Origin of the sequence: Bradyrhizobium cosmicum, assembly GCF_007290395.2 — a bacterium.
GTDB classification, from domain to species: domain Bacteria; phylum Pseudomonadota; class Alphaproteobacteria; order Rhizobiales; family Xanthobacteraceae; genus Bradyrhizobium; species Bradyrhizobium cosmicum.
On sequence record NZ_CP041656.2, the window covers coordinates 1369500 to 1392578 of the forward strand.

The following is a 23079-nucleotide window of genomic DNA, read 5'->3' on the forward strand; positions in this document are numbered from 1 at the left end:
CGTCCGCGCGCTTCAGCCCCGTGCGCCAAGGCATTATAGGACCAACAAGCTGTTAGCCTACGCCCCCACCATCGGCATGCGCGGATATTCGCCGGGTGTGCCGGCGGGCGGGATCGGGATGCCGCCGTCGGAATATTCGTTGAGCTTGTTGCGCAGGGTGCGAATCGAGATGCCCAGGATGTTGGCGGCGTGGGTGCGGTTGCCGAGGCAGTGCTTCAGCGTCTCCAGGATCAGGTCGCGTTCGACGTCGGCGACGGTGCGGCCCACGAGCGCCCGCGTCACCTGCTCGGCGGCCATCGTGGCATGCGCCACGGCCGGCACGGTCTTGGCGAGGTCGAGGCGGTCGCCGTCCGGCGTCAGGATGGCGTCGGGTCCGATCTCGTCGCCCTGCGCCATCAGTACCGCGCGATGCATGGTGTTTTCGAGCTCGCGGACGTTGCCCTGCCAGCGGTTGCTGGAGAGCACGCGGCGCGCTTCCGCCGAGATCGGGCGCACCGGCACGCCGTTGGCTTCGGCATATTTCTTCACGAAGTGCTGGGCGAGCTCGAGGATGTCGAGGGGACGCTCGCGCAGCGGCGGGATCTTCAGATTCACGACGTTGAGGCGGAACAGCAGGTCCTCGCGGAACGTGCCTTCGCGCACGGCGTCCACCAGATTGCGGTTCGAGGTCGCGATGATACGGATGTCGACCGGGACCGGCTTGGTGCCGCCGACGCGGTCGATCACGCGCTCCTGGATTGCGCGCAAAAGCTTGGACTGCAGGCGGACGTCCATCTCCGAGATTTCGTCCAGCAGCAGCGTGCCGCCGGTGGCTTCCTCGAACTTGCCGATGCGGCGGGCGATCGCCCCGGTGAAGGCGCCCTTCTCGTGGCCGAACAGCTCGGATTCGAGCAGATGCTCGGGGATCGCGGCGCAGTTGATCGAGATGAACGGGCGCTTGGCGCGCGCCGAGCGGGTGTGGACGTAGCGGGCCAGCACTTCCTTGCCGGTGCCGGACTCGCCGGTGATCATCACCGAGGCGTCGGAGCCTGCGATTTGCTGGGCGAGCTTGATGACCTTGGCCATCGCCTCGTCGCGATAGACCAGCTCGCGGGAATCGTTGGCGACGGCGGCCAGCACCGCGGCGATCAGCTCCGGATCCGGCGGCAGCGGGATGTATTCCTTGGCGCCGGCATGAATCGCGGCGACCGCGGCGCGGGCGTCGTTGGTGATGCCGCAGGCGACGATCGGGGCGTGGATGTGCTCGGCCTCGAGCCGCATCACGAGGTCGCGGATGTCGAGGGCGACGTCGACCAGCAGCAGGTCGGCGCCCTTGCCTCCACGCAGCACCCGCATCGCCTGGTCGAGATCCTCGGCGTGGGTCACGGTCGCGCCGTTCTCCATCGCGATCTTGGTGGCGGTGGTGAGCTGGCCCTTCAATGTGCCAACGATGAGAAGCCGCATGTCAGTCTCCTATCCGTCTGGTCGCGCTGCCGCGCGTCATTCCTTGCAGTCGCAAGTGCTAGCTGCGTTCGGTCTTGATAATTTCGGTCATGGTCACGCCGAGCTTGTCTTCCACTAGGACGACTTCGCCGCGGGCGACCAGCTTGTTGTTGACGTAGATGTCGATGGCCTCGCCGACGCGCCGGTCGAGCTCGAGCACGGTGCCCGGCCCGAGCTTCAGGAGCTCGCCGACGTCCATCTTGGAGCGGCCGAGCACGGCCGAGACCTGCACGGGAACGTCGAACACGGCCTCGAGGTCGGCGGCGGCGCGCGCCGCATATTCGTCCTCGGTGTAGCCGACATCGGTGCCGGTGGGCGGCAGCGGGCCGTTGAGATCGGGCAGCGGGACCTGTCCGTCGGTGTCGCTCATGGCTTAATTCCCCCTGCGGGACGCGACATAGCGTCCGACCATTTCGTCGATCTTGGCCGCGATGGCGCCGCGCTCCAGCACGACGCCGCCATCGGCCCATTCGATCCGGCAGTCGCCGGTGGCAATTTCAGGCTCGGCCAGGATCACCAGCCGGCCCTCGAAGCCGCTCTGCTTGGCGAGCCGCTCGATCTTCTCGCGCGCGCTGTCGTAGAGCGCGTCGTTGATGCGGACGACCAGATGCGGCGTCGCGACCAGATGCGAGAAGCAGTCCTTGACCAGCGCCATGACCTCGCCGAGCGGCTCCGCGGCGACCAGATCGGCGCACAGCTTGCGCGCCACGGCGACCGCGACGTCGACCGCCTCGGTCTCCATCTTGGACTCGATGTTGCCAATGCCCGAGGCGATGCCTCTGATGCCGATGTTGATTTCTTCCATGGCGAGCGCAACGCGGCGATCGCTCTCGGCCTTGGCTTCGCGCTGGCCGGCGGCAAAGCCGTCCTGGTAGGCGCGCGCCTCGGCTTCCGCGACCTTCTGGGCGATCTCGGCCGCGGTCGCCGTCTTCTCGCGCGGCGATCGCTCGGGCGCCGCGAAGTCGGTGTCGAACAGGAATTTTGCCGGAGCGGCCATCAATACACCAGTTCGTCGTCGGCGCGGTTCTTGGTCAGCATGATCTCGCCCTTGGCGGCGAGATCCTTGGCGAGGTTGACCAGCAGCGCCTGGGCTTCGTCGACGTCGCGCAGGCGGACAGGACCCAGCGCCGCCATGTCGTCCTGCAGCATCTTGGCTGCGCGCGAGGACATGTTGCCGAAGAAGAAGTTGCGGACGTCCTCGTTGGCGCTCTTGAGCGCGACGCCGAGCTTGTCCTTGTCGACGTTGCGCATCAGGGTCTGAGCCGAGCCGGAGTCGAGCTTCACCAGATCGTCGAAGGTGAACATCAGCGCCTTGATGCGCTCGGCCGATTCGCGATTGTCCTCTTCCAGCGAGGTGATGAAGCGGGTTTCGGTCTGGCGGTCGAAATTGTTGAAGATTTCCGCCATCACCTCGTGGGCGTCGCGGCGGCGGGTCTGCGACAGATTGGACATGAATTCGGTGCGCAGCGTCTTCTCCACGCTCTCGATCACCTCCTTCTGCACCGCTTCCATCTTCAGCATGCGGTTGATGACGTCGAGCGCGAGCTCCTCGGGAAGGATGCCGAGCACGCGGGCGGCGTGCTCCGACTTCAGCTTCGACAGCACCACGGCGATGGTCTGCGGGTATTCGTTCTTGAGATAGTTTGCGAGGACCTCTTCCTGCACGTTGGAGAGCTTCTCCCACATGTTGCGGCCGGCGGGGCCGCGGATCTCGTCCATGATGCCGTTGACGCGCTCGGGCGGCAGGTACTGCTGCAGCAGCCGCTCGGTGGCGTCGAAATTGCCCATCAGCGCGCCCGAGGCCGACATGCGCGAGACGAATTCGAGCAGCATGTCCTCGACCGTATCGACCTCGACGGTGCCGAGCGTCGACATTTCCAGCGAGAGCTGGCGGACCTCGTCGTCGTCGAGCAGGCTCCAGATCTTGCCGCCATACTGCTCGCCCAGCGCCAGCATCAGGATCGCGGCGCGCCGCGGTCCGGACAATTGCTCGGCTCCCTTGCCGTTCTTGGCGCGGTCGCCCGCGCGCTGACCCAGCGTTGAGATCACGCTGGTGATGTCGTTGGAGTTGGCGTTTTGCGCGTTGGAGGCCATGTCAGATCACTTCTTGATTTACTTGGCAGATTGCTTGGCGGGTCATTTGGCTGGTTCGGCCAGCCACTGGCGGATGATGGAGACGGTCTCGTTGGGGTTGCGCTCGGCTAGCTCGCCGACGCGATGAACGGACTGGGCGTGGACCTGGCCCTGGACGGTGGCGACGTCGATCGCGGTTGCCGCACCGCTCGGCAGCAGTTGCTGGCCGCTGCTGGCCGGCGCGGCCTCATCGCTCGCGGAGGGGCCGGTCAGAACGCCGGAGATGGCGGCGGCGACCTCGTCGGACGCCAGGATGCGCTTGACCAGCGGCCGGATCACCAGGAACAGCACGACCAGGCCGAGCAGCATCATCACGCCGAGCTCGACGAAGTACATGACGTCGTCCTTGGTGAACTGCAGCATGCCGAGGAAACCCGAGGGCTCGCTGATCGGGGCGGTGGAGGGGGCGTCGGCAAAGCGCAGGTTCACGACCTCGACCTGGTCGCCGCGCTTCTGGTCGAAGCCGATCGCCGAGCGCACCAGAGCGGAGATGCGGTCGAGCTGCTCCTTGGTGCGGTCCTGATAGGCCAGCTCGCCCTTGTCGTTCTTGGAATAGATGCCGTCGACCAGCACCGCGACCGAGATGCGGTTGACCCGGCCGGCCTCGGTCACCTCGGTCTTGGTGGTGCGGGAGATCTCGTAATTGTTGGTCTCTTCGGTCTTCTTGCTCTGATCCTTCGCCGTCGGACCGCTGTTCTGCTGGTTGCCTGGCAGCTCGTTGTTGACGGTGACCTGACCGTTGTTGTCGGCGGTCGAGCTCTGTTCTTCGCGCGTCTGGCTCGAGCGCAGCACGCGGCCCTCGGGGTCGAACTTGTCCGAGGTCTGGGTGACCTTGTTGAAGTCGAAATCTGCCGAGAGCTGCACGCGGGCGCGGCCCGTCCCGACCACGGAGGAGACGATGTCCTCGACCTGCTTGCGGATCCGCTTCTCGAAGGCGACGCGGCGCTCTTCGCCGACGGCCTGCTCCGGATCGGTCTGGGCGCCGTCGGCGAGCAGCTGGCCGGCCTCGTCGACGATCGAGACCCGCTGCGGCTTCAGCCCGTTGACGGCGGAGGCGACCAGATGGCGGATGGCGCGGATCTGCTGGGCTTCCAGCGCGCCGCGCACCCGGACCACGATCGAGGCCGACGGCTCCGGCGCCTCGCGCGAGAACAGGGGGCGCTCGGGCAGCACCAGATGGACGCGGGCGGCCTGGATCCGGTCGATGGCGCGGATGGTGCGGGCGAGCTCGCCTTCCAGCGCTCGCAAGTGGTTGATATTCTGGACGAAAGAGGTGGTGCCGAGAGCGTCCGACTTGTCGAAGACTTCATAGCCGACGCCGCCGCCCTTGGGCAGGCCGCCCTCGGCGAGCTTCATCCGCAGGCGCGTGACCTTGTCCTTGGGCACCATGATGATGCTGCCTTCATTGCGCAGCTCGAACTGGATGCCCTGGCGTTCCAGGTCCTTGATGATGCCCGAGGAATCCTCGACGCTGAGGTCGGTGAACAGCGTCGTCATCTGCGGCGTGGTCACCCGCATGATGACGAACGCGAAAAAGCCGATGAGCGCGGCGGTGACCGCGATCATCGCCCCGAACCGGGCGGCGCCGATACCCTTCAGAAAGTCCGCAAGACCTTGCAAGCAACCGCCCCAACAGATTCGGCCGCTTTCACTGGAAGGGGCCGACTGGGCAATTATTGCCTAGGTGATGGTTTCGATATGGTTAACGAAGGTTAAGAGGTCGGACAAAAGTCGGCCGAAAAGCAAACAAGAAAAAAATCGGCCTCGCGGGGCGAGGCCGATTTTCGTCAAAAGCCGCAGATTTCCGGATCGCTTACTGGCGATATTGCTGGATGCGGGTGGTGCGAAGACCCGCCAGACCGTGCTGGTCGATGGAAAACTGCCAGGAAAGGAATTCGTCGACCGTCAGGGTATAACGGCTGCAGGCCTCCTCGAGGGAGAGAAGTCCGCCACGCACAGCGGCGACGACTTCGGCCTTGCGGCGGATCACCCAACGTTTGGTGCCGGGTGCTGGCAAGTCTGCAATCGTCAGCGGACTGCCGTCCGGCCCGATGACGTATTTTACCCTCGGGCGATGGGGTTCTGTCATGGCGTACTCACAAACTCTCAACCACTGAACTCACGCCGTAACCCTACGCGTGCGGGCTTAAAAATCCGCTAAGCCTAAGGCATCAATACAATTCTCCTTGAAAATGGCTGGAACACAGCCATCCCGGCCGGCGGAACGGTTGTGTCCAGGCCGGTCGGGGGGTCTTCCTAAATACTTTACTAACGAACAGAGGCCTGAGCACGATGCTGCAAAGCCCTCAAACTGTCGTCCCGGGGCGCGCGTAGCGCGAGCCCGGGATCCATACCGCGTGATCTATCGATCAGACACGAGTAGCGGTACCAAGAGTAACGTCCTGACCACGAGTCCTCGCCAAATGTCTCGCGGTGGTTATGGATCCCCGCCCCCGTGCGCAATTGCGCACTCGGCGGGGATGACACCTCATATGCGGCGGTAGCGCGAGCCGCTAGTTGCTGCTGGTGGCGATGATGCTCTTCACCTGGCTCAGCATGTAGCTCTGGCCGTCGATGCTGAGCAGCGGCGGCGACTGGGTCAGGTCAACCGACGACACCACGCCCTGCACTTGGGCCGCGATGCCGACATTGTTGTTGGCGACGTCCTTGCCGGTGGCCGAGATCGTGTACTTGCCGTCGGGCCATTGCGTGCCGTCATTGCCCATTCCGTTCCAGGTGAAGGGAACGTCGGTGCCGGCACCTGCGGTGTATTTGCCGGTGAACACGGTCTGGCCGCTGGCATTGGCGACGGTGATGTCGACGGTCGAGTCGGTGGGAACGTTGAGATGCCAGGTCGCCGTCGACTTCGTCATGGTCGCGGTGGTGCCGTCGACCAGGGCGGTCTTGCCGACGAAGCCCAGCGCCTGGGTCGCCTGCGTGGTCTGCTGCAGCGTGACGAGCTGGGACAGCGAGTCGTTGGTCTTGAGCTGTTGCTCGACCCCAGCGAACTGCACCAGCTGCTGGGTGAACTGGTTGGTGTCGAGCGGGTCCAGCGGGTTCTGGTTCTGCAACTGCGTCGTCAGCAGCGTCAGGAAGGTCTGGAAATTGCCGGCGAGCGTCGCGCCGGTGTTCGAGCTCAGCGAGTTCGAGCCCGACGAATTTTTCGAGACGTCGGTCGTGCCGGAGACGACGGTGGGGGCGGTGGCGGCATTCGTGGTGGTCATATGCGAATACTCCTCACACTCTGATGTCGACGCCGCTGCTCGATCCGAGCATGCGGCCGTAGGAGCGACCGACGGGCGCCGCTGCAACGGTGTCGTCCTCGCTGATGATCAGCCGGCGGGCATTGCCGCCATTGTCGTTGTTCTGGCCGGAATTCTGCCCCGACGAATTCTGGTCGCGCAGGCTGAAGGACAGCCCGTTGCTGCCGGTCTTGAAGCCGGCGTCGTCGAGCGCGCGTTGCAATTGCGGCGCATCCTGCCGCAGCATCTGCAGCGTCTCCGGCTTCTCGACGGTGAGATGCGAGGTGACCTGGCCGTTGCGGTCGACATTGATGCGCACGTCGATGCGGCCGAGGTCGATCGGATCGAGGCTGATGTCGAAGCGCGTCTTGCCGGCGCGTGCGGCGGCCGCGATCTCGATCGGCACGCCGCTGATCGGCACGGCCGTCGAGTTGGCCGCAGTCGCGGTCAGCGTCGTGGTCGAGGCCGGGGTCGTGTTGGTCACCGGCGCCTGGAAGGCGGAGGCGGCCTGCGCGCTGGCGTCGGTCGCGGCGACATTGGCCTGCGCGGCCGCATGCGCGTGCGTGCCGTTCGCCGCACTGGTCGCATCGGTGGTGCCGGCCTTCGCATCGGCCTTGGCGTCGGTCGCGCCGGCCTCGGCCTGCGGTTTTGCGGTTTGCGCATGCGCGGCGTTGGCGGCCGTCGCATTTGCCGGCGCCTGCGCAGCGTTCGCGTTGCCCGCGTCCTGGCCGATGTTGGAAGCGTCGGCCTGTCCTTGCGCGATGGCGGCGGCCTTGAATGAGGTCTTCGGCGTGCTCTGGTCGACGGCGGCGATCAGGCCGCCATTGGTCTTGGCATCGGTCGCGGTGCCGTCGGTGGTAGCGGTATCCCCGAGCGTCGCCGTGGTGTTGGCATCGACCTTGGCGCCGGCGGTCTTGTCGCTCGCTGTCGCGGTATCGGTCTTGCCGGCGATCTGCGCCGCGGTGGAGGCGCTGGCGGCGATGCCGGCGGCGGCGATCGTCAGCGGCGAGGCGGCGGCATCACTGGCCTGGCTCGCGGCTGCGTTCGGGTCGACCGGCACCACAGGTACGGCCACCACAATTGCGTTCGGATCGGGCTGGGCGGCCTGCGTCGCGTCCACTTGGGCGGCGGCTGCGGCATCGGCCGCGGCAGTCTGCCCGTCGGTGCCGCTGGTCTTGTCGCTCTTGCTGTCGCCGGACTTGTCGGCCGATTTGGCGTCGGACGCCTCGGACTTGTCCTTCTTGGCGGCCTTGCTGGTGTCTTTGCCAGAATCCTTGGCAGGATCGGCGGCCGAGTCGTTCCTGGTGCGAGCCGAATTGTCGTTGGCGTCGCTCGCTCTACTCTGCGAGGACGAATCGCTCGCGGAGGTATCGCGCGAATTCCGGTCGGACGCGGACGACGAGGAGGAGGAATCGGTCCAGCGCGACGATGTATCCTGCGCGGCGGCCGCCGCGTTGGTGTTGACCGCCTGGGTGTTGCTGTCGACCAGCGAGCCGAAGGAATCGTTGGTGTCCTTCGTGCTCTGCGACCGGGCAGTCTTTTGCTGCGCGCCGGGAACTGGCACGCTGGCAGCTACATCTGACGTCCGACCGACCACAGGCAACCCCTTGAAAACATCTTCGTCCCCAAGGTAGCAAGGAGTGGGCCAGCCCCGTGATGAGGCTATTTATTGAGCAAAATCAGTCTCTTGATAAATCTGGCACGCTGCCGCGATGCCCTCCCGGACCCGGCGTTTCTGCCGCCCCCGGCAAGAATTGCCCTAAGCTTTCCGTACGCGTGATTGCTTCACCGGAAGGCCGCCTATATTAAAGAGGCGCTCTCAGCCGCTTTCGACCGGGCAGACCGTGCCTTTCGGGAACTTGGGTTCCCTTGGGATTGCCGATGTCCGGGCCAGAAGCACATCGCGGATCGCCGAACGCCGCCGTCACACCTTAAAAGCCATGCTCAACAGTCTGGATCTCGAAGGCCGTCCTGAGGATACCAGGGTCGTCGTTGCCATGTCGGGCGGCGTCGATTCCTCGACCACGGCCGCGCTGTTGAAGGCGCAAGGCTATGACGTCGTCGGCATCACGCTGCAGCTCTACGACCATGGCGCGGCGACCCATCGCAAGGGCGCCTGCTGCGCCGGCCAGGACATCCACGACGCTCGCGACGTCGCGGCCAAGCTCGGCATTCCCCATTACGTGCTCGATTACGAGGATCGCTTTCGCGAGTCCGTCATCGACAATTTCGCGGACAGCTACGCGCTCGGCGAGACGCCGGTGCCGTGCATCGAGTGCAACCGCAGCGTCAAATTCCGCGACCTCCTCAAGACCGCGCGCGAGCTCGGCGCCCAGGCGCTCGCCACCGGCCATTACGTCGCCTCGCGTCGCCGCGACGACGGTTCGCGCGCGCTGGTCTGCGCCGCAGACAGCGACCGCGACCAGAGCTATTTCCTGTTCGCGACCACGCAGTCACAGCTCGATTTCCTGCGCTTCCCGCTCGGCGACATGACCAAGCCCGAAACGCGCGAGCTCGCGCGTCGCTTTGAGCTCAGCGTCGCCGACAAGCACGATAGCCAGGACATCTGCTTCGTGCCCACGGGCCGCTACACCGACATCATCACCCGTCTGCGTCCGAACGCGATGGACCCCGGCGACATCGTCGATCTCGACGGCCGCGTGCTCGGCCGGCACAATGGCATTGCCAATTTCACAATCGGCCAGCGCCGCGGCCTCGGCATCGCCGCCCACGCGCCGCTGTTCGTGGTCCGGCTCGATGCCGCCAACCGCCGCGTCGTCGTCGGCCCGCGCGACGCCTTGAAGATGCACCGCATCAGCTTGCGCGACGTCAACTGGATCGGCGACGGCGACATCGACCGCGCCATCGGCGGCGGCCTCGAATTGTTCGTGCGCGTGCGCTCGACCCGCGCGCCCCAGCCGGCGTGGCTGCGAGGCGGCAACGGTCATTACGAGGTCGAGCTCGTCGCCGGCGAAGAGGGCGTCTCGCCCGGCCAGGCCTGCGTGTTCTACGACGCGCCTTCGGGCCAGGCCCGCGTGCTCGGCGGCGGTTTCATCCAGAGCGCCGCGGCCAAGATCGCGAGCAACGCAGCGCGGCCGCTCGCCGAAGCCGTGCGCGGCTAAAAAACTTCAGAGCGGGGCAGGGGGGCATGGCAGCAGACATCTCGCGGGCCGGGGTCGAGAAGGCCTATGGCCGCTGGGCGCCGGTGTACGATCTCGTGTTCGGCAAGGTGTTCGACGCCGGAAGGCAGTCGACCATCGCCGAGGCCGACCGCATCGGCGGCCGCATTCTCGACGTCGGCGTCGGCACCGGGCTTTCGCTGTCCGACTATTCGCGCACCACGAAGATCTGCGGCGTCGACATCTCCGAGCCGATGCTGCGCAAGGCGCAGGCGCGCGTGCGCGCGATGCGGCTCAGCAATGTCGAAGTGCTCTCGGTGATGGACGCCAAGAACCTCGCCTTCCCCGAGAACTTCTTCGACGCGGTGGTCGCGCAATACGTCATCACCGCCGTGCCAGATCCCGAAGGCACGCTCGACGAGTTCGTGCGCGTGCTCAAGCCCGGAGGCGAGCTGATCCTCGTCAACCACATCGGCGCCGAAAGCGGCCCCCGAAAGCTGTTCGAACTCGCCTTCGCCCCCATCGCCCGCCGCCTCGGCTGGCGCCCGGAATTCCCGTGGGACCGCCTCGTCAACTGGGCCGCAAAGCACGGCGGCATCACGCTGACCGAGCGCCGGCCCATGCCGCCGATGGGCCATTTCTCGCTGATCCGCTACCACAAATCGTAATGTTGCAGGTGGGAACACCGGGCCTTTCCCGCGCGTTTCCCTGTCATGCGCACCACATCAAACATCGTCCTAGCTAGTCTCCTGATCGCTGCCTCAGGCGCCGCGATCGCGCAGGCTCCGCCAGCTCCGGCGACACCGCCGCAAGCGACCGCGCCGCCATCCCCGCAACGCAGCCCCGGCTGCGCGCCTTCGGATCGGCTGACCACCGCTCCCGACGGCACCACCACAACCGGCCAGTCCCGGGAACCGCTCGGCGACAAGCTTGCCAAGACCGACGGCGTGCTCTGCCCGCCCTCCGGCGTCGATCCCGACATGCATGCCCCGGCCCCCGACACCGGCGGCACCACCCCCGTGATTCCGCCCCCCGGGAGCCCTGGCGGTGACCCGACCGTCCGGCCGAAATAGGCTTGATCTAAATCCCCGATCTCGTCATGCCCGGGACAAGCCCGGCCATGACGGATTAAGCGCGCAAAGAGGCCAAATTCACCCGCCGACATATTTGCGGATGCCTTGGCAAACGCGGATTGACAGCCCGCCGCCCCCTTCCTTATATGCCGCGCGTTCGCGAGATCGGCGGTTCCGCCGTTCGCGACCCTGTGGCGGGGTAGCTCAGCTGGTTAGAGCACGGGAATCATAATCCTGGGGTCGGGGGTTCGAGTCCCTCTCCCGCTACCAATTCCCCGAGCTTCCTTTGGTTGGTGGGTAAAACTCAGCGGATTGAAACTAGAAATTCATCCCAACTGGCTTGGGGAATCAAAGCCTCAATTCTTGCCCCACGGGGTTCCGGCTCGCCGAATCAAGAACTTGGTCCGTGGCTCACATTGAGCTAGCTAGCCAACTTCATTTTAAATCTGTTTGGGGCAGACGCCGTTTGCCAACATCTCTCGACAGCTTGCGGTTGTGGCTGCAGAATTCCACTTTGGTTGGGCTTGGCTGTCTTGTTTGCGATCGACATTGTCGCATTTGTTTTGCCCGTATGCACCGATGCTGTCGTCGCACTTGGAAAGCGTAGCGGCATTTCTGAGTCTTGAGCCGGCTTTGCCGGCTCAATTATTGGAGCAGCAATTACTTTGGTTGCCGCTGCCATCGCCCACAGCGCTGCATTTCAACAAATCCGTTCCAATGAAAGAATTGCCGCCAAGCGCGAGACTGAAATCCTTGAGGTCATAAGGTCAGAGCTCCGAATAACATTCTTAGTCATCAATCATGTTTGGAAGACAGTGGATTGGGCGCTGGCTCGCGATATCAATGACGATCGGCGTACATTCCGAAGCACGCGCGCGGTCCTGAACGTGACGACGATGCTGCCTACAAAACAGTTCATCGAAGAAGCCAAAACGTACTCGGAAGGTCTAAGTCCGTTGAAGCGGCGCCGCTTTCTGCCAGTGATGCACTGGCTTGATCAATGCGACCAACTCAGAAATCATGATCAACCTAAATTAGGCGGGAACGAGAGTAACCAAGCATTTCGCGTTGGGGTTTTGTCTCACGCGCAAACCTGCTTTACGGGGCTGGCTGATGCTGTCGCCATGTTCGACGAAGATCTTGGCCACATCTTTGATGGTCGGATTAGGTCCGATCGTTTCATTTCTCCGATTATAGAGAATATGGATATCGCTTTCGAAATGCATGTGGCGCAAGAGAGGCAGATTTTCGGCAACCGCTAGGACGCCTCGCTGCTCAGTCCACTCCGCCTTTCGCCCGCGTTGCATCATATCCAAAGACGGTGGAGACCGTAGATGGAGAAATTTCAGTTGATATTTGACCTCGTAGGATGGGCAGAACACTTGCGAAGCTTCTCATGCTTTTGCTGTCGGGTAGAAACTCGATGGGTATCGCTTCGCTCTGCCTAGGCGCTGCACACCTGTATGCTGCTGTGCGGTCTCCTTGCGCTACACATTCGCGCAGCAGACCGCGGGTGCGAGGTCGGCACCCGGTCTTCCCTGCGCCCTCTCGATCAGAAGGGTGAAGCGATCAAGCAAAGCTCGGGCGAAACCGGCCGCGAGAGCGCGCAACCATGTCTGTCGTGTTGAAAACGCCCGGCCTACGGCGTCGGCGTTCCGCTGTTGAGAAGATTGGCGAGGGCGGTGAGAAGCTGCGCCGGAGCGAACGGCTTGGACAGCATGACACTGTCGGGAACGCCTTTGGAGGTCCAGTCCGCGGCTGCGGCCCCGCTCATATAGACGATGGGAAATTCCGGCTGGATCTCCCTGGCGTGTTGGGCGACCTTCCAGCCGTCCATCTTGCCTTTGAGGTCGATGTCGGTCACCAGCGCGAGATATTGGCCATTGTGGACTTTCAGCAAAATCACCGCCTCTTCTCCGGACGATGCGACCACCGCTTCGAAGCCGCCGTCGTGCAGCGCGTCTGCGACGAAGCTCTGGAGCAACGCCTCGTCTTCGACAACGAGGATGACAGGCATTTCAATGTCCGGCACGACGCCATTCCCCGCTGCAGCCCGAGACACAAGTCACAAAGTGAATATGAGCTCCCGGCGCGCACTGCTCCTGCTCCCGTCGCGCCATCGCGCTTCAGGTTTCGTCCAGAGGACTATCTTCGCGGAAAGCCACTGCATTGCTTTTCCGATCGTGCACTAGTGGCCCAGCGCGGACGCGAGCGTGCCGACATCATGATCGCCCGGCGGCATGGCCCCGATCTGCGCCCGCACCTGCAGCAGCGCGCGCCGGAGCCAGGTCTTGATGGTGTTGACGGGGACGCCATATTGCTCGGCCAGCCGGTGCCGGCTTTCACCGTAGAGATAGGCCGCGATCACCAGATGACGCCGTGTCGGGTCGAGCGTTTGCAGAGCGGACAACATGCTCTGCTGGAGCCTGATGGTGTCGCTTTCGTTTTCCCTGCTTTCCATACTTTCCAGCGCCGTGGGCGCGTCGGCAGGAAAGTCAAGCAAGGCCGACTGGTCGCGGTAGATTTCTCGCGATGGCCTTCGCGCGGCATCGATCGCGAGATTCTTGGCGATCGTGATCATCCACATCATGGGCGAGCCCAGCGCCCGACGATACGCGGCCGCGTTCAACCAAATGCGAACATAGGCCTCCTGCACGATTTCCTCTGCGAGATGCCGGCGCCTGACGACCAGTAGCACGGTCGAGAACAGCTTGCGCCGCGTGGCTGCGTGCAGCTTTTCGAAGGCCGGCTCATCGCCTCCCGCCATGCGCAGCAGCAGCTGCTCAAGCTCGGTCGGGCCGGACCGTTCAGCGCGGAGGCCGCTTATCATCGGCGCCATGTCATCCCCCGGGACTGCCCGGCAATTTTGTCCAGCGAAGTTCTCCGAAGTCGGGGAGAGTGTCAATTGAAGTTTACATTTAAAACTGACAATGCAGCGTGAAATTCGAGATAAACTCTTTCTGTTCAATCGGTTGTTCAATCTCGAGCTTGCCGGGCGCGGCGCCTTAGGAACCAAGTGCAATCGCTCCCATTGTCATCCCAATCATACAATGGAGGCTTCCCGTGCAAGGCGACAACCCCATCAGCTGGCTGATGTTCTTCACTCTCGCGGCAACGACATTCATCATTGCCGGCGGTTTCATCTATTTCCTGCGATCCCACACCAATCGCGAAATCGCGGCAAACGCGCTTGAAGGCGACGGCAACAGCCGCGGCGTGGCGCCGAGCGGGGCCGGACCCGAATTGATTGGGTTCGCCGTTCTCGCCTTCGCCGTGATGGGCTTGCTCACGGTTGGCTACAACGGCAAATCCCGCGTGGAAACGGCTCAGACCACCACGCCGGTCGGCGGCGCAACGACAGGCATGGCGCAGCCGGTCGGCACGCCTGAGCAGCCGAAGCGCTATCAGCCGGTCAATCCCGCACCGGACAACCGCGCCGCCCCGACATCGTCGGACACCGGCATCGGCTCAGAGAACGGTTCGACCGGACAGCCGAAGTAAGGACGACCAGGGACTCGCGCTCTACCACCCGCGAGTCCCTGCGCCGCCCTTGAACGGTCCCACGATGCGCGAGGTGATCCAGCCGCCGTAGAAGTCGCCGTCCTGCGGCTTCACGCGTTCGTCATCCACCCAGCATTCGTCGACGCGCGAGGCATAGAAAGCCAGATGACCGGCGATGTCGGCGAATTGCGGCGTCGGTTCAGGGTAGCTCCAGGCCGCCTGCTCCGACGTCCGTCCGTCGACCATGAGCGACCAGTATTCTGCGTGCCCCTTGAATTCGCACCAGGAGCCGCCCGGCGCGTCCAGCAGATAGTGTCGTACGATATCATCGGGCGGAATATAGTAGACCGGCGGGTGACTGGTCTCGAGCACGCGATAGCCCGCCGTCGTATCGGCAATCGTGTGCGCGTTGAAAATGACGCGCAGCCGCGCGCCGATTTTTTCCAGCCGCGGCGGACGGGGATAATCCCAGACGGACTCTTGTCCGGGCAAGGGTTCGATGCGTTTGGGCGGCCACATGTCTCGTTCACTCCAGCAGGAGATCGTGCCGCCAATACTCATCGCACGATCATCGGAAAGGTCACCGCGATTGCCCAGGCGAATATCGCACCGTTGGCGAGCGCGCCCGGAAGCGGATGCCGGGTCGCCGCGTAACTCCAGCGGCTGATCAGCCCAAAGGCCACGAACAGCAACAGGATCGCAGGCACGATAATAACGATAAAGAACAGCTTCATTGGATTGAGCGCCACGGCAATGCCGAGCGAAAGGAAAAAGCAGAATTTGGTGAGGGCATAAGCGCCCCTTCGGGACTCGCGGCCACTTGTCAGCCATTCGTCGGCCATGAAGTAGGGCAAAGTCCCGCAGGCGATCGCGGCGATCAGCGGCAGCCGCGCCGGGATCGGCAGGAACGAGAACACATAGGCGTCGATCGGAAGGCCGAAGGCCAGGATGTTGTAGGCGCTCACGGCGGCTGCTGCAATAGCGACACGTTTCCAGGCGACCGTCGTCGCGACGGCCGGCGGTTGACCCTTGCGCAAGTAGAAGAGGACCGCGGTCGAGAGAGCGCCATAGAGCAGGAAATGCAGCATCAGATAATCGCCGAGCAGGATCGGCAGAAAGTCGGTGGGCATCTTCCAGAGCAACAGTGGCGTCACAATCGCCGGCAGGAACGCTGCCGTCATGAGCGCCTTCCAGCCAAGGCTTGCGCCGGCCGGACTCGGGCTCACCTCCGGCAACAATGCCGACAAGGGCCAAGCCAGTGCGACAATGCCGGCAAACACCAGCGCCAGCCAGCGCCCGCGGCTGTCGACCTCTTCATGAGGCCGATCGCCGAAGGCCGCATTCATCCAGCGCACCGTCTCAACCATGCTGTCATGACTGTAGAGCACGCCGATATGTTCGACGCCGCGCGCCAGCACCAGCTTTCGCGCGGTGCCGTCAGGAAAGTGACCGTAAGTCTCGCCGGGGATTGCCGTCCCGTCGGCGGTGAGGCTGACGATGCGCAGGCCTTCGTTCCGGAGCATCGCAGGCTCCAGCGCGCCGACGATGACAAGCAGATTGCGCGGACTGTCCGGTGTCACGACGGGCGAAAATACGGAGACCGCGACGGTTGCCTCGACGTCCGGGTGGGCTTGCGCGTACCGCACCACGATGTCGGACGCCATCGAATGTCCGAGCACCGCGAACCGGCCATCGCTCCAAGGCAGCCTGCGTGCCGCAGCCGCGACGTCGGTCAGCTCCTTCAGCAGCGCGTTGGTGATGGTCAGCCCCTCGTTGATATCGCCACGCATTGGGACCGGGTTACGGCCATGGCCGAGGAAATCAAAGGTCACTGCGATGTAACCGTTGCGCGCAAGCGTTTCCGCGAACGGCTGCATCAGCTGCTGCGAACCGGCAAAGCCATGCGCGATCATGACGACCGGTGCAGGCGCGGCGGATTGTCGTCTGAAGACCGTGACCGGCGTGTCGCCGACTACGGTCCGAGTGATATTCAGATCTCTGCTGACTTCATGCAATTCAAACAGCCCGATCAGGATCGCCACGGTCGCAATAAACCCGACAAGAAACCTCATCGATCCTCGCCGGCGATGTGTTTCCTGCGAATGCTGTGCACTGTCCACCAGATCGCAAAGCCGGCAACCGGAACGAAGGCGGCCGTCGCGACGCTGGGCTCGACATGGAGAGTGCCGCTGTCATGTGCCGCCTTGGCGATGTATCCGAACAGGCTGACCACGTAATAGGTGATCGCCGCGACCGACAGGCCTTCGACCGTGGCCTGCAGCCGGAGTTGAAGCCGCGTCCGCGCGTTCATCGACTTCAGAAGCTCCTGGTTCTGCTGCTCGAGCTCGACATCGACGCGGGTGCGCAACAGGTTCGCTGCGCGTGCGAGCTTCAACGACAGGCTCGATTGCCGCGCCTCGGTGGTAACGCATGTGCGCATTGCCGGCTTCATCCGGCGAGCCAGAAACGACGACCACGTCGGGAGGCCGCCGACCTTGCGTTCGCCTATGGTTTGCAAGCGCTGCTCGACGATCTCCTCATAGGCGCGGCTGGCGCCGAAGCGAAACACGCTCGCGGCTGCCCCGGCTTCGACTTCGGCAGCCAGGGCAGTCAGCTCGTCGAGCAGCTTGTGGTTGGCGGCGAGATCACCGGCCTGGCGCATCTGGTCGGTGACTTCGACGAGGCGACGCTCGGCGGCCGCAATCGATGGCGACAGCCGCTGGGTTTCCGGCAGGCCGAGCAGCGCCAACGTGCGATAGGTCTCGAGCTCGATCACGCGCTGAACCAGCGCTCCGGCGCGTTCCGGCGACATCGTGCGGTTGGCGACGAGGATGCGGACAAAGCCCGAAGGGCCCGGCTGGAAGTCGGTCGCGTAGAGCGCGGCGCCGTCGGAATTTTCGGCGACGGCCAGACTGGCGTTGTCGAAGAGGCGTTCCGGCGCGGTTCGCTGTAGATCCTCCTTCAGGAGATGCAGGTCGACTGCCACCAGCAGCGGGCCGGGCTGCGGCACCAGCCGCATCGGCAGCGCCAGTGAGGCCGCATCCGGATGGAACGGCGCGGCAGCCGGATCGGCCGGCATTTCCCACGTGTAGGTGGTGAATTCGGAGTGCTGTTCCCATCGCAGAACGGTGGTGCCGAACGGGGCACGATGATGCTTTTCGGCAGGTGACGGCGGTTGCAGCCCGCGCGATGTGCAGAACGCGATCAAGTTGGCGCGGTCGGCCTGTGCGCGTGGCCCCGACGTATCGAAGGCAAAATGCACGACGCGCGACGGCACCGAAATCGGGGTGAACGGGCGGGCATGAACCTCGCCGAGCACGGTGGCTCGTAGTGGATGAGGTGTCAGCCGCACCGCCTCGCCGTCGCCTATCAGGACATCCGCGCTCATCGCCATCTCGCTCGGCTGGTTGCATAGGTGGGCCGCTGCGCTACGAGTAACACTCCGTCGTGCCGGGCAGAAGCCGGAAGACGTCCGGTTCGCTTTGGCAAAAAAAATACAGCGCGCCGTGAAACGCTGGATGATTGGCTCGTATATCTGCTGCGGTACTTTGTCCGAATCGTCGGGTGTGCACCGCACGCTGGCATTGGTTTGCATTCCGGCAACGGCTGGCCTTAATCTCTGCCCGCGCCGCGGAGCGTCGCGCGGTTGCGGATTGGAGCGTGATGGTGGCAGTCTCGATGCGTATAGGCACGCGCAAGAGCGTCATGGCGTTGGCCCAGACCGAGGATATCGCGTTGCGCCTATCCAATGCCGCACCCGAATTGGGAGTCGAGATCGTCAAGTTCGAGACCACCGGCGATAGCGATCAGACCAGCAAGCTCCTGGTCCATGGTGGCAAGGGCGGCGCGTTCGTGGCCGAAATCCGCGCCGCGGTGACGTCGGGCCGGCTTCACGCCGCGATGCATTCGCTCAAGGACATGCCCGGCAATGAGGATACGCCCGGGCTCGTGATCGGTGCGACACTGCCACGCGATCCGCCGACCGATGCGCTCGTGTTGCGGCCCGGTGTCTCTATCGAGGACATCAGGCGTTCGCGCGGCAAGGGCTACCGGATCGGCACCAACGCCGTGCGGCGCGCCGCCTATGCGCGGAGGTTGTTTCCGGACATCGAGGTGATCCATTTTCGCGGCGCGGCTAATACGAGGGTTCGAAAGCTGGACAGTCGGGATATGCAACGCTTGCCTGGCGGCGGCGAGGTGGGGCCGGCGGATGCTCTGATCATGGCCCGTTCCGGGCTCGAACGGATCGGGCTCGGCCATCGCATGGCTAGTGAGCTGTCGCCTTCGGAAATGTTGCCGGCGGTGGGGCAGGGGATCGTCGCGGTCGAGTGCGCGGTCAACGATTGGCAGACGCGGAGATATCTCGCCTTGATCGACGATCCGGCGGCGCATCTGAGTTGCGAGGCAGAACGGGAGGTGCTGTGGGTGCTCAACGGTCACTGCAATTCGCCGATCGCGGGATATTCGACAATCGACGGTTCACGGATGACGCTCACTGCTTCGGTACTGGACGAAGCGCGTGGAGGTCAATTTATCGAGGTAATCCGTATTGGGGCTGCAGACCGTCCGCGCGAACTCGGGCGCGCGGTCGGCCTCGAGCTGCTTCACAAAGGCGCCGCCGATATCATCGCGCGAACGCGTCCGGCGCATTGAAGGCATAGCATGGCAACAGCGTTTCCATTCTCCGCGATTGTCGGGCAGGACGAGATGAAGCTCGCGCTGCTGATTGCCGCGGTCGATCCCAAGGTCGGCGGCGTGCTGGCCTTTGGCGACCGCGGCTCCGGCAAGTCCACGGCGGTCCGCGCGCTTGCGGCGTTGCTGCCGAAGATGAAGGTCGTTGTCGGCTGCCGTTATAATTGCGATCCGGACCGGCCGGCGGAATTTTGCGAGGAGTGTCGTGTTCGCGCCGCCAAGGGCGCGCTGAAATCTACGCAAGTTCCTGTTCCGGTGGTCGATCTACCGCTTGGCGCGACAGAGGATCGCGTCATCGGTGCGCTCGATCTGGAACGAGCCCTGGCGCGCGGAGAGAAAGCGTTCGAGCCGGGACTGCTGGCCCGCGCGCATCGCGGGTTCCTGTACATCGACGAAGCCAATCTGCTTGAGGATCACCTCGTCGACCTCCTGCTCGATGTCGCCGCCTCCGGTGAAAATGTCGTCGAGCGAGAGGGCTTGAGCATACGCCATCCGGCGCGGTTCGTGCTGGTCGGGACGGGAAACCCCGAGGAAGGCGAGCTGCGCCCGCAATTGCTGGATCGCTTCGGAATGTCGGTGGAGGTGAAGACACCCGACAATCTCGCGGACCGGATCGAGGTCGTGCGGCGCCGGGACGCCTTTGAAACCGATAACGCTGCCTTTGTCACGAAATGGGCCAAGGACGAGGCCAGGCTTCGCAAGAAGATCATCGGAGCGCGGGAGCAACTCTCCTCAGTCTCGGTGCCCGATGTGGCGCTCGAGCGCGCCGCAAAGCTCTGCATGGCGCTCGGCACCGACGGCTTGCGCGGCGAACTGACCTTGGTGCGCGCAGCCCGTGCGCTCGCGGCACTCGACTCCGCAAAGACCGTGACCGACGATCACCTGCGCCGGATCGCGCCTTCGGCCTTGCGGCATCGTCTGCGACGCAATCCGCTCGATGATGCCGGCTCCTCGGTACGGGTCGATCGCGCGATATCCGAGGTGCTGGGATGACCGGCACCGCCGTTTGGTCCGACGCGGTGACCGCGGCGCGATTGTTCGCCGTGGACCCGCCGGGGACCGGCGGCGTGTTGTTGAGATCCCGCGCGGGCCCGGCGCGTGATCGTTGGCTCGCCTTGCTTCGTGCGGCACTGCCGCAATCCGAAAATGTGAAGCAGGTGCCGCTGAATATCGCCGAAGGCCGGCTGCTGGGTGGGCTTGACCTCAACGCGACGTTGCTGACCGGCCGTCCCGTTTCCGAACGCGGACTCCTGGCGGAAGCCGACGGCGGCGTGATCATACTGGCGATGGCCGAACGGCTGTCCGCAGCAACCACGGTCCATGTCACCGCCGCGATGGACGCCGGGGAGACGATTGTCGAGCGCGACGGTCTGTCGCTTCGCATGCCTGCGCGTTTCGGTGTCATCGCCTTCGACGAAGGCCTTGAGGATGAGTTCGCGCCGGCGTCGCTGCGCGATCGTCTGGCGTTTCACCTCGATCTCAACGCAATCGGCGTCCGTGACGCCGAGGAATTCGCGCCTGATGCTGGGGAAACAGCGGCGGCACGCGTGAAGCTGCCATCCCTCAAGGCCGAAGCGGCCCAGATCGAGGCCCTCTGTACCGCGGCCACAGCGCTTGGGATCACCTCGTTGCGTGCGCCAATGCTGGCGCTGCGTATCGCCTGCGCAAGTGCCGCGCTCGCAGGTCATTCCAGAGTCGAACAGGAGGATCTCGCTCTGGCTGCGCGGTTGGTGCTGGCGCCCCGCGCGCTGGTGTCTCCGCCCGCGGATGAGGCGGCCCCACCGGAGCCACCGCCGCCGACCGAGGATGAAGCTAATGAGTCCGGTGGCGAAGATCAAATCTCCGACATCGATCGCGCGCTCGACGAGGTCATTCTGGCCGCAGCTCAGGCAGCAATCCCGCCGGATGTGCTGGCAGCCCTTCGTGCGGGATCTGCGGGACGATCGCGCAGTCGCTCCTCCGGCAAGGCCGGCGCATTGCAGAAATCCGGCAAGCGTGGCCGGCCGGCCGGTGTGCTGCGCGGCGAATTGCGTGCCGGCGCCAGACTCAACGTCATCGAAACCTTGCGCGCGGCGGCGCCATGGCAACCTCTGCGGCGCCGCGAGGTGGCCGGATCGGGTGAGGAAGCCCGGCCCAGCATTCTGATCCGCAAGGATGACTTCCGCATCTCGCGGTTCAAGCAACGCACGGAAACCGTCACGATTTTCGTCGTCGATGCGTCCGGCTCCGCGGCATTGCACCGGTTGGCGGAAGCCAAGGGCGCGGTCGAATTGCTGCTGGCGGATTGCTATATCCGGCGCGACCAGGTGGCGTTGATTGCGTTTCGCGGCAGTGCCGCCGAGATGCTGCTGCCGCCGACCCGTTCGTTGGCTCGCGCCAAGCGCAGCCTTGCAGGGTTGCCGGGCAGCGGCGGCACGCCGCTGGCAGCCGGGCTTGATGCTGCTTTCATGCTGTCGGATTCGATCCGCCGAAAGGGACAGACGCCGACGGTGATCGTCCTGACCGACGGCCGCGCCAACATTGCGCGCGATGGCGGACAGGGGCGTCCGCGTGCCGAGGACGACGCGATGAGCGCGGCGCGGCAGTTGCGCGCCGCCGGTATTGCAATTGTCCTGGTCGATACGTCGCCGCGTCCCGGCGTTTCAGGCGAAGCTATCGCCAAAGAGATGGGCGCACGCTATCTGCCTCTGCCGCATGCGGACGCCGCGACCTTGTCAAAGGCCGTGCTCGCGAGTGTCGGCTAAAGCGATCCCTTATAGGCCCGGACCCGCTTCACCATCTGTTCGACATGCGCAATCGGAGTTTCCGGCTGGATGCCGTGGCCAAGGTTGAAGATCAGTCGGCCGCCCGCGAAATTCACGAGCACATCATCGACTCCGCGATCCAGCGCGTCACCGCCCGTGATCAGGACCAGTGGATCGAGATTGCCCTGCACCGCAACGAGGCTCTGAACCTTTTCACGGATCAGCGATGGTTCCGCCGTCCAGTCGATGCTGACCGCGTCGACGCCGGTTGCCTCGACATAGCCGGGCAGCAACGCGCCAGCGCCGCGTGGAAAGCCGATGATCTTTGCGTCCGGCACCTGTCTGCGGACACCCTGGACGATGCGCATTGTCGGCTCAACCGACCAGCGCTGGAATTCACGCGGCGGAAGCACACCGGCCCAGGTGTCGAAGATCTGCAGCACGTCAGCGCCGGCGGCGAGTTGCCCCAGCAGATACTGAATCGAGCTCTCGACGATTGTGTCGATGATCTGCGCAAACGCTTCGGGATGGCGATAGGCCATCATCCGCGCTGGCGCCTGATCTGGCGTGCCGTGTCCTGCTACCATGTAGGTCGCGACCGTCCACGGAGCGCCGCAAAATCCGATCAGCGCGATCTTGGGATCTAGCTCACGGCGCACACGACGGAGCGCTTCGAACACCGGCTCGAGTTTGGTGAAATCACCGATCGAGGCCAGTGTGCCGACCTTGTCCGGCGTGTCCAGGGGATCGAGCCGCGGTCCTTCGCCGACTTCGAACCTGACATCACGTCCGAGCGCATAAGGGACAACGAGAATATCCGAGAAGATGATCGCTGCATCGAAGTTGAAGCGGCGTATCGGCTGCAGCGTCACTTCGGCGGCGAGCTCAGGCGTGAAGCAGAGGTCGAGGAAGCCGCCGGCCTTGGCGCGAACCTCGCGGTATTCCGGCAGATAGCGGCCAGCTTGCCGCATCATCCAGAGCGGTGGAACTGGCTGCCGCCGGCCGGCAAGCACTTCGAGGAAGGGTTTGACAGGCGGAGCTTGTGTCAAGCGTCGTTTCCGATGTTGATCGACAACTATGATTGTCATTTCTG

22 protein-coding genes and 1 tRNA gene are annotated in these 23079 nt (G+C 64.2%); 9 read left to right on the top strand and 14 right to left on the bottom strand.

Features of this window, described 5'->3' with window-relative positions:
- Window positions 1-57: 57 nt before the first annotated feature.
- The 8 genes from flbD to FNV92_RS06395 all read right to left on the bottom strand — a co-directional run bounded on the left by flbD (window position 58) and on the right by FNV92_RS06395 (window position 8454).
- Window positions 58-1443, bottom strand: coding sequence for a sigma-54-dependent transcriptional regulator FlbD (flbD, locus tag FNV92_RS06360; RefSeq protein WP_014439920.1), 1386 nt, complete (start codon window positions 1441-1443; stop codon window positions 58-60).
- 58 nt (window positions 1444-1501) lie between these two features.
- Window positions 1502-1852, bottom strand: a complete 351-nt coding sequence (gene fliN, locus FNV92_RS06365; RefSeq protein ID WP_014439921.1) for a flagellar motor switch protein FliN — start codon at window positions 1850-1852, stop codon at window positions 1502-1504.
- Window positions 1853-1855: 3 nt separating this feature from the next.
- A complete protein-coding gene (locus FNV92_RS06370; protein ID WP_014439922.1) occupies window positions 1856-2479 on the bottom strand; it encodes a FliH/SctL family protein in 624 nt (207 codons plus the stop codon).
- Window positions 2479-3576 carry a flagellar motor switch protein FliG gene (gene fliG, locus FNV92_RS06375; RefSeq protein WP_014439923.1) on the bottom strand — a complete coding sequence of 366 codons (1098 nt, stop codon included), beginning with the start codon at window positions 3574-3576 and terminating at the stop codon, window positions 2479-2481. The genes FNV92_RS06370 and fliG overlap by 1 nt, the downstream gene beginning before the upstream one ends.
- 42 nt (window positions 3577-3618) lie before the next feature.
- Window positions 3619-5235 carry a flagellar basal-body MS-ring/collar protein FliF gene (gene fliF, locus FNV92_RS06380; RefSeq protein ID WP_014439924.1) on the bottom strand — a complete coding sequence of 539 codons (1617 nt, stop codon included), beginning with the start codon at window positions 5233-5235 and terminating at the stop codon, window positions 3619-3621.
- 193 nt (window positions 5236-5428) lie between these two features.
- On the bottom strand, window positions 5429-5704 hold the full coding sequence (gene sciP, locus FNV92_RS06385; RefSeq protein ID WP_002714638.1) for a CtrA inhibitor SciP: 276 nt from the start codon (window positions 5702-5704) through the stop codon (window positions 5429-5431).
- Between the two features lie 424 nt (window positions 5705-6128).
- Window positions 6129-6839 carry a flagellar hook assembly protein FlgD gene (locus FNV92_RS06390; RefSeq protein ID WP_014439925.1) on the bottom strand — a complete coding sequence of 237 codons (711 nt, stop codon included), beginning with the start codon at window positions 6837-6839 and terminating at the stop codon, window positions 6129-6131.
- A 13-nt stretch (window positions 6840-6852) separates the two neighbouring features.
- Window positions 6853-8454 carry a flagellar hook-length control protein FliK gene (locus FNV92_RS06395; RefSeq protein WP_143841669.1) on the bottom strand — a complete coding sequence of 534 codons (1602 nt, stop codon included), beginning with the start codon at window positions 8452-8454 and terminating at the stop codon, window positions 6853-6855.
- Window positions 8455-8797: 343 nt separating this feature from the next.
- Between FNV92_RS06395 and mnmA the strand changes: the two genes are divergently transcribed.
- From mnmA to FNV92_RS06420, 5 genes are all read left to right on the top strand, one after another.
- A complete protein-coding gene (gene mnmA / locus FNV92_RS06400; protein WP_014439927.1) occupies window positions 8798-9979 on the top strand; it encodes a tRNA 2-thiouridine(34) synthase MnmA in 1182 nt (393 codons plus the stop codon).
- 26 nt (window positions 9980-10005) lie between these two features.
- Window positions 10006-10644 (top strand): class I SAM-dependent methyltransferase, encoded by a 639-nt coding sequence (locus tag FNV92_RS06405; RefSeq protein WP_143841668.1) that lies wholly within the window; start codon window positions 10006-10008, stop codon window positions 10642-10644.
- Window positions 10645-10689: 45 nt separating this feature from the next.
- Window positions 10690-11049 carry a hypothetical protein gene (locus FNV92_RS06410; RefSeq protein ID WP_143841667.1) on the top strand — a complete coding sequence of 120 codons (360 nt, stop codon included), beginning with the start codon at window positions 10690-10692 and terminating at the stop codon, window positions 11047-11049.
- Window positions 11050-11242: 193 nt separating this feature from the next.
- Window positions 11243-11319 (top strand) — tRNA-Met (locus FNV92_RS06415).
- A 395-nt stretch (window positions 11320-11714) separates the two neighbouring features.
- Window positions 11715-12311, top strand: coding sequence for a hypothetical protein (locus FNV92_RS06420; protein ID WP_143841666.1), 597 nt, complete (start codon window positions 11715-11717; stop codon window positions 12309-12311).
- Window positions 12312-12688: 377 nt separating this feature from the next.
- On the opposite strand, the gene FNV92_RS06425 is transcribed toward FNV92_RS06420, so the two are convergent.
- Both FNV92_RS06425 and FNV92_RS06430 read right to left on the bottom strand, forming a co-directional pair.
- A complete protein-coding gene (locus FNV92_RS06425; protein ID WP_143846079.1) occupies window positions 12689-13066 on the bottom strand; it encodes a response regulator in 378 nt (125 codons plus the stop codon).
- A gap of 171 nt (window positions 13067-13237) precedes the next feature.
- Window positions 13238-13888, bottom strand: coding sequence for a sigma-70 family RNA polymerase sigma factor (locus FNV92_RS06430; RefSeq protein WP_143841665.1), 651 nt, complete (start codon window positions 13886-13888; stop codon window positions 13238-13240).
- Window positions 13889-14112: 224 nt separating this feature from the next.
- On the opposite strand from FNV92_RS06430, the gene FNV92_RS06435 reads away from it, so the two are divergent.
- Window positions 14113-14550 (top strand): hypothetical protein, encoded by a 438-nt coding sequence (locus FNV92_RS06435; RefSeq protein WP_015684443.1) that lies wholly within the window; start codon window positions 14113-14115, stop codon window positions 14548-14550.
- Between the two features lie 21 nt (window positions 14551-14571).
- Here the strand turns inward: FNV92_RS06435 and FNV92_RS06440 are convergent, their stop codons facing one another.
- The 3 genes from FNV92_RS06440 to FNV92_RS06450 are packed head-to-tail and all read right to left on the bottom strand — an operon-like array spanning window position 14572 to window position 17938.
- Entirely contained in the window at window positions 14572-15069 is a 498-nt protein-coding gene (locus tag FNV92_RS06440; protein ID WP_143841664.1) for a DUF427 domain-containing protein, read from the bottom strand.
- 38 nt (window positions 15070-15107) lie between these two features.
- Complete coding sequence (locus tag FNV92_RS06445; RefSeq protein WP_143841663.1) at window positions 15108-16622, bottom strand: alpha/beta hydrolase; 1515 nt, start codon at window positions 16620-16622, stop codon at window positions 15108-15110.
- A complete protein-coding gene (locus tag FNV92_RS06450) occupies window positions 16619-17938 on the bottom strand; it encodes a DUF3422 family protein (protein ID WP_143841662.1) in 1320 nt (439 codons plus the stop codon). The genes FNV92_RS06445 and FNV92_RS06450 overlap by 4 nt, the downstream gene beginning before the upstream one ends.
- Window positions 17939-18213: 275 nt before the next feature.
- On the opposite strand from FNV92_RS06450, the gene hemC reads away from it, so the two are divergent.
- The 3 genes from hemC to FNV92_RS06465 are packed head-to-tail and all read left to right on the top strand — an operon-like array spanning window position 18214 to window position 21986.
- The gene (gene hemC, locus FNV92_RS06455; RefSeq protein WP_143846078.1) at window positions 18214-19203 is read left to right on the top strand and encodes a hydroxymethylbilane synthase; all 990 of its coding nucleotides are present in this window, start codon (window positions 18214-18216) and stop codon (window positions 19201-19203) included.
- A gap of 9 nt (window positions 19204-19212) precedes the next feature.
- Window positions 19213-20235, top strand: coding sequence for a magnesium chelatase ATPase subunit I (gene bchI, locus FNV92_RS06460; RefSeq protein ID WP_143841661.1), 1023 nt, complete (start codon window positions 19213-19215; stop codon window positions 20233-20235).
- Window positions 20232-21986, top strand: coding sequence for a magnesium chelatase subunit D (locus FNV92_RS06465; protein WP_143841660.1), 1755 nt, complete (start codon window positions 20232-20234; stop codon window positions 21984-21986). The genes bchI and FNV92_RS06465 overlap by 4 nt, the downstream gene beginning before the upstream one ends.
- Here FNV92_RS06465 and hemE read toward each other — a convergent pair.
- Window positions 21983-23074, bottom strand: a complete 1092-nt coding sequence (gene hemE / locus FNV92_RS06470) for a uroporphyrinogen decarboxylase (protein WP_143846077.1) — start codon at window positions 23072-23074, stop codon at window positions 21983-21985. The genes FNV92_RS06465 and hemE overlap by 4 nt on opposite strands.
- Window positions 23075-23079: the final 5 nt, after the last annotated feature.

Coding starts and splice junctions, on each gene's coding strand:
- flbD (WP_014439920.1), bottom strand. CDS start 1,443: ATGCGGCTTCTCATCGTTGGCACATTGAAGGGCCAGCTCACCACCGCC.
- fliN (WP_014439921.1), bottom strand. CDS start 1,852: ATGAGCGACACCGACGGACAGGTCCCGCTGCCCGATCTCAACGGCCCG.
- FNV92_RS06370 (WP_014439922.1), bottom strand. CDS start 2,479: ATGGCCGCTCCGGCAAAATTCCTGTTCGACACCGACTTCGCGGCGCCC.
- fliG (WP_014439923.1), bottom strand. CDS start 3,576: ATGGCCTCCAACGCGCAAAACGCCAACTCCAACGACATCACCAGCGTG.
- sciP (WP_002714638.1), bottom strand. CDS start 5,704: ATGACAGAACCCCATCGCCCGAGGGTAAAATACGTCATCGGGCCGGAC.
- FNV92_RS06390 (WP_014439925.1), bottom strand. CDS start 6,839: ATGACCACCACGAATGCCGCCACCGCCCCCACCGTCGTCTCCGGCACG.
- mnmA (WP_014439927.1), top strand. CDS start 8,798: ATGCTCAACAGTCTGGATCTCGAAGGCCGTCCTGAGGATACCAGGGTC.
- FNV92_RS06405 (WP_143841668.1), top strand. CDS start 10,006: ATGGCAGCAGACATCTCGCGGGCCGGGGTCGAGAAGGCCTATGGCCGC.
- FNV92_RS06410 (WP_143841667.1), top strand. CDS start 10,690: ATGCGCACCACATCAAACATCGTCCTAGCTAGTCTCCTGATCGCTGCC.
- FNV92_RS06425 (WP_143846079.1), bottom strand. CDS start 13,066: ATGCCTGTCATCCTCGTTGTCGAAGACGAGGCGTTGCTCCAGAGCTTC.
- FNV92_RS06430 (WP_143841665.1), bottom strand. CDS start 13,888: ATGGCGCCGATGATAAGCGGCCTCCGCGCTGAACGGTCCGGCCCGACC.
- FNV92_RS06440 (WP_143841664.1), bottom strand. CDS start 15,069: ATGTGGCCGCCCAAACGCATCGAACCCTTGCCCGGACAAGAGTCCGTC.
- FNV92_RS06445 (WP_143841663.1), bottom strand. CDS start 16,622: ATGAGGTTTCTTGTCGGGTTTATTGCGACCGTGGCGATCCTGATCGGG.
- FNV92_RS06450 (WP_143841662.1), bottom strand. CDS start 17,938: ATGAGCGCGGATGTCCTGATAGGCGACGGCGAGGCGGTGCGGCTGACA.
- hemC (WP_143846078.1), top strand. CDS start 18,214: ATGGTGGCAGTCTCGATGCGTATAGGCACGCGCAAGAGCGTCATGGCG.
- bchI (WP_143841661.1), top strand. CDS start 19,213: ATGGCAACAGCGTTTCCATTCTCCGCGATTGTCGGGCAGGACGAGATG.
- FNV92_RS06465 (WP_143841660.1), top strand. CDS start 20,232: ATGACCGGCACCGCCGTTTGGTCCGACGCGGTGACCGCGGCGCGATTG.
- hemE (WP_143846077.1), bottom strand. CDS start 23,074: ATGACAATCATAGTTGTCGATCAACATCGGAAACGACGCTTGACACAA.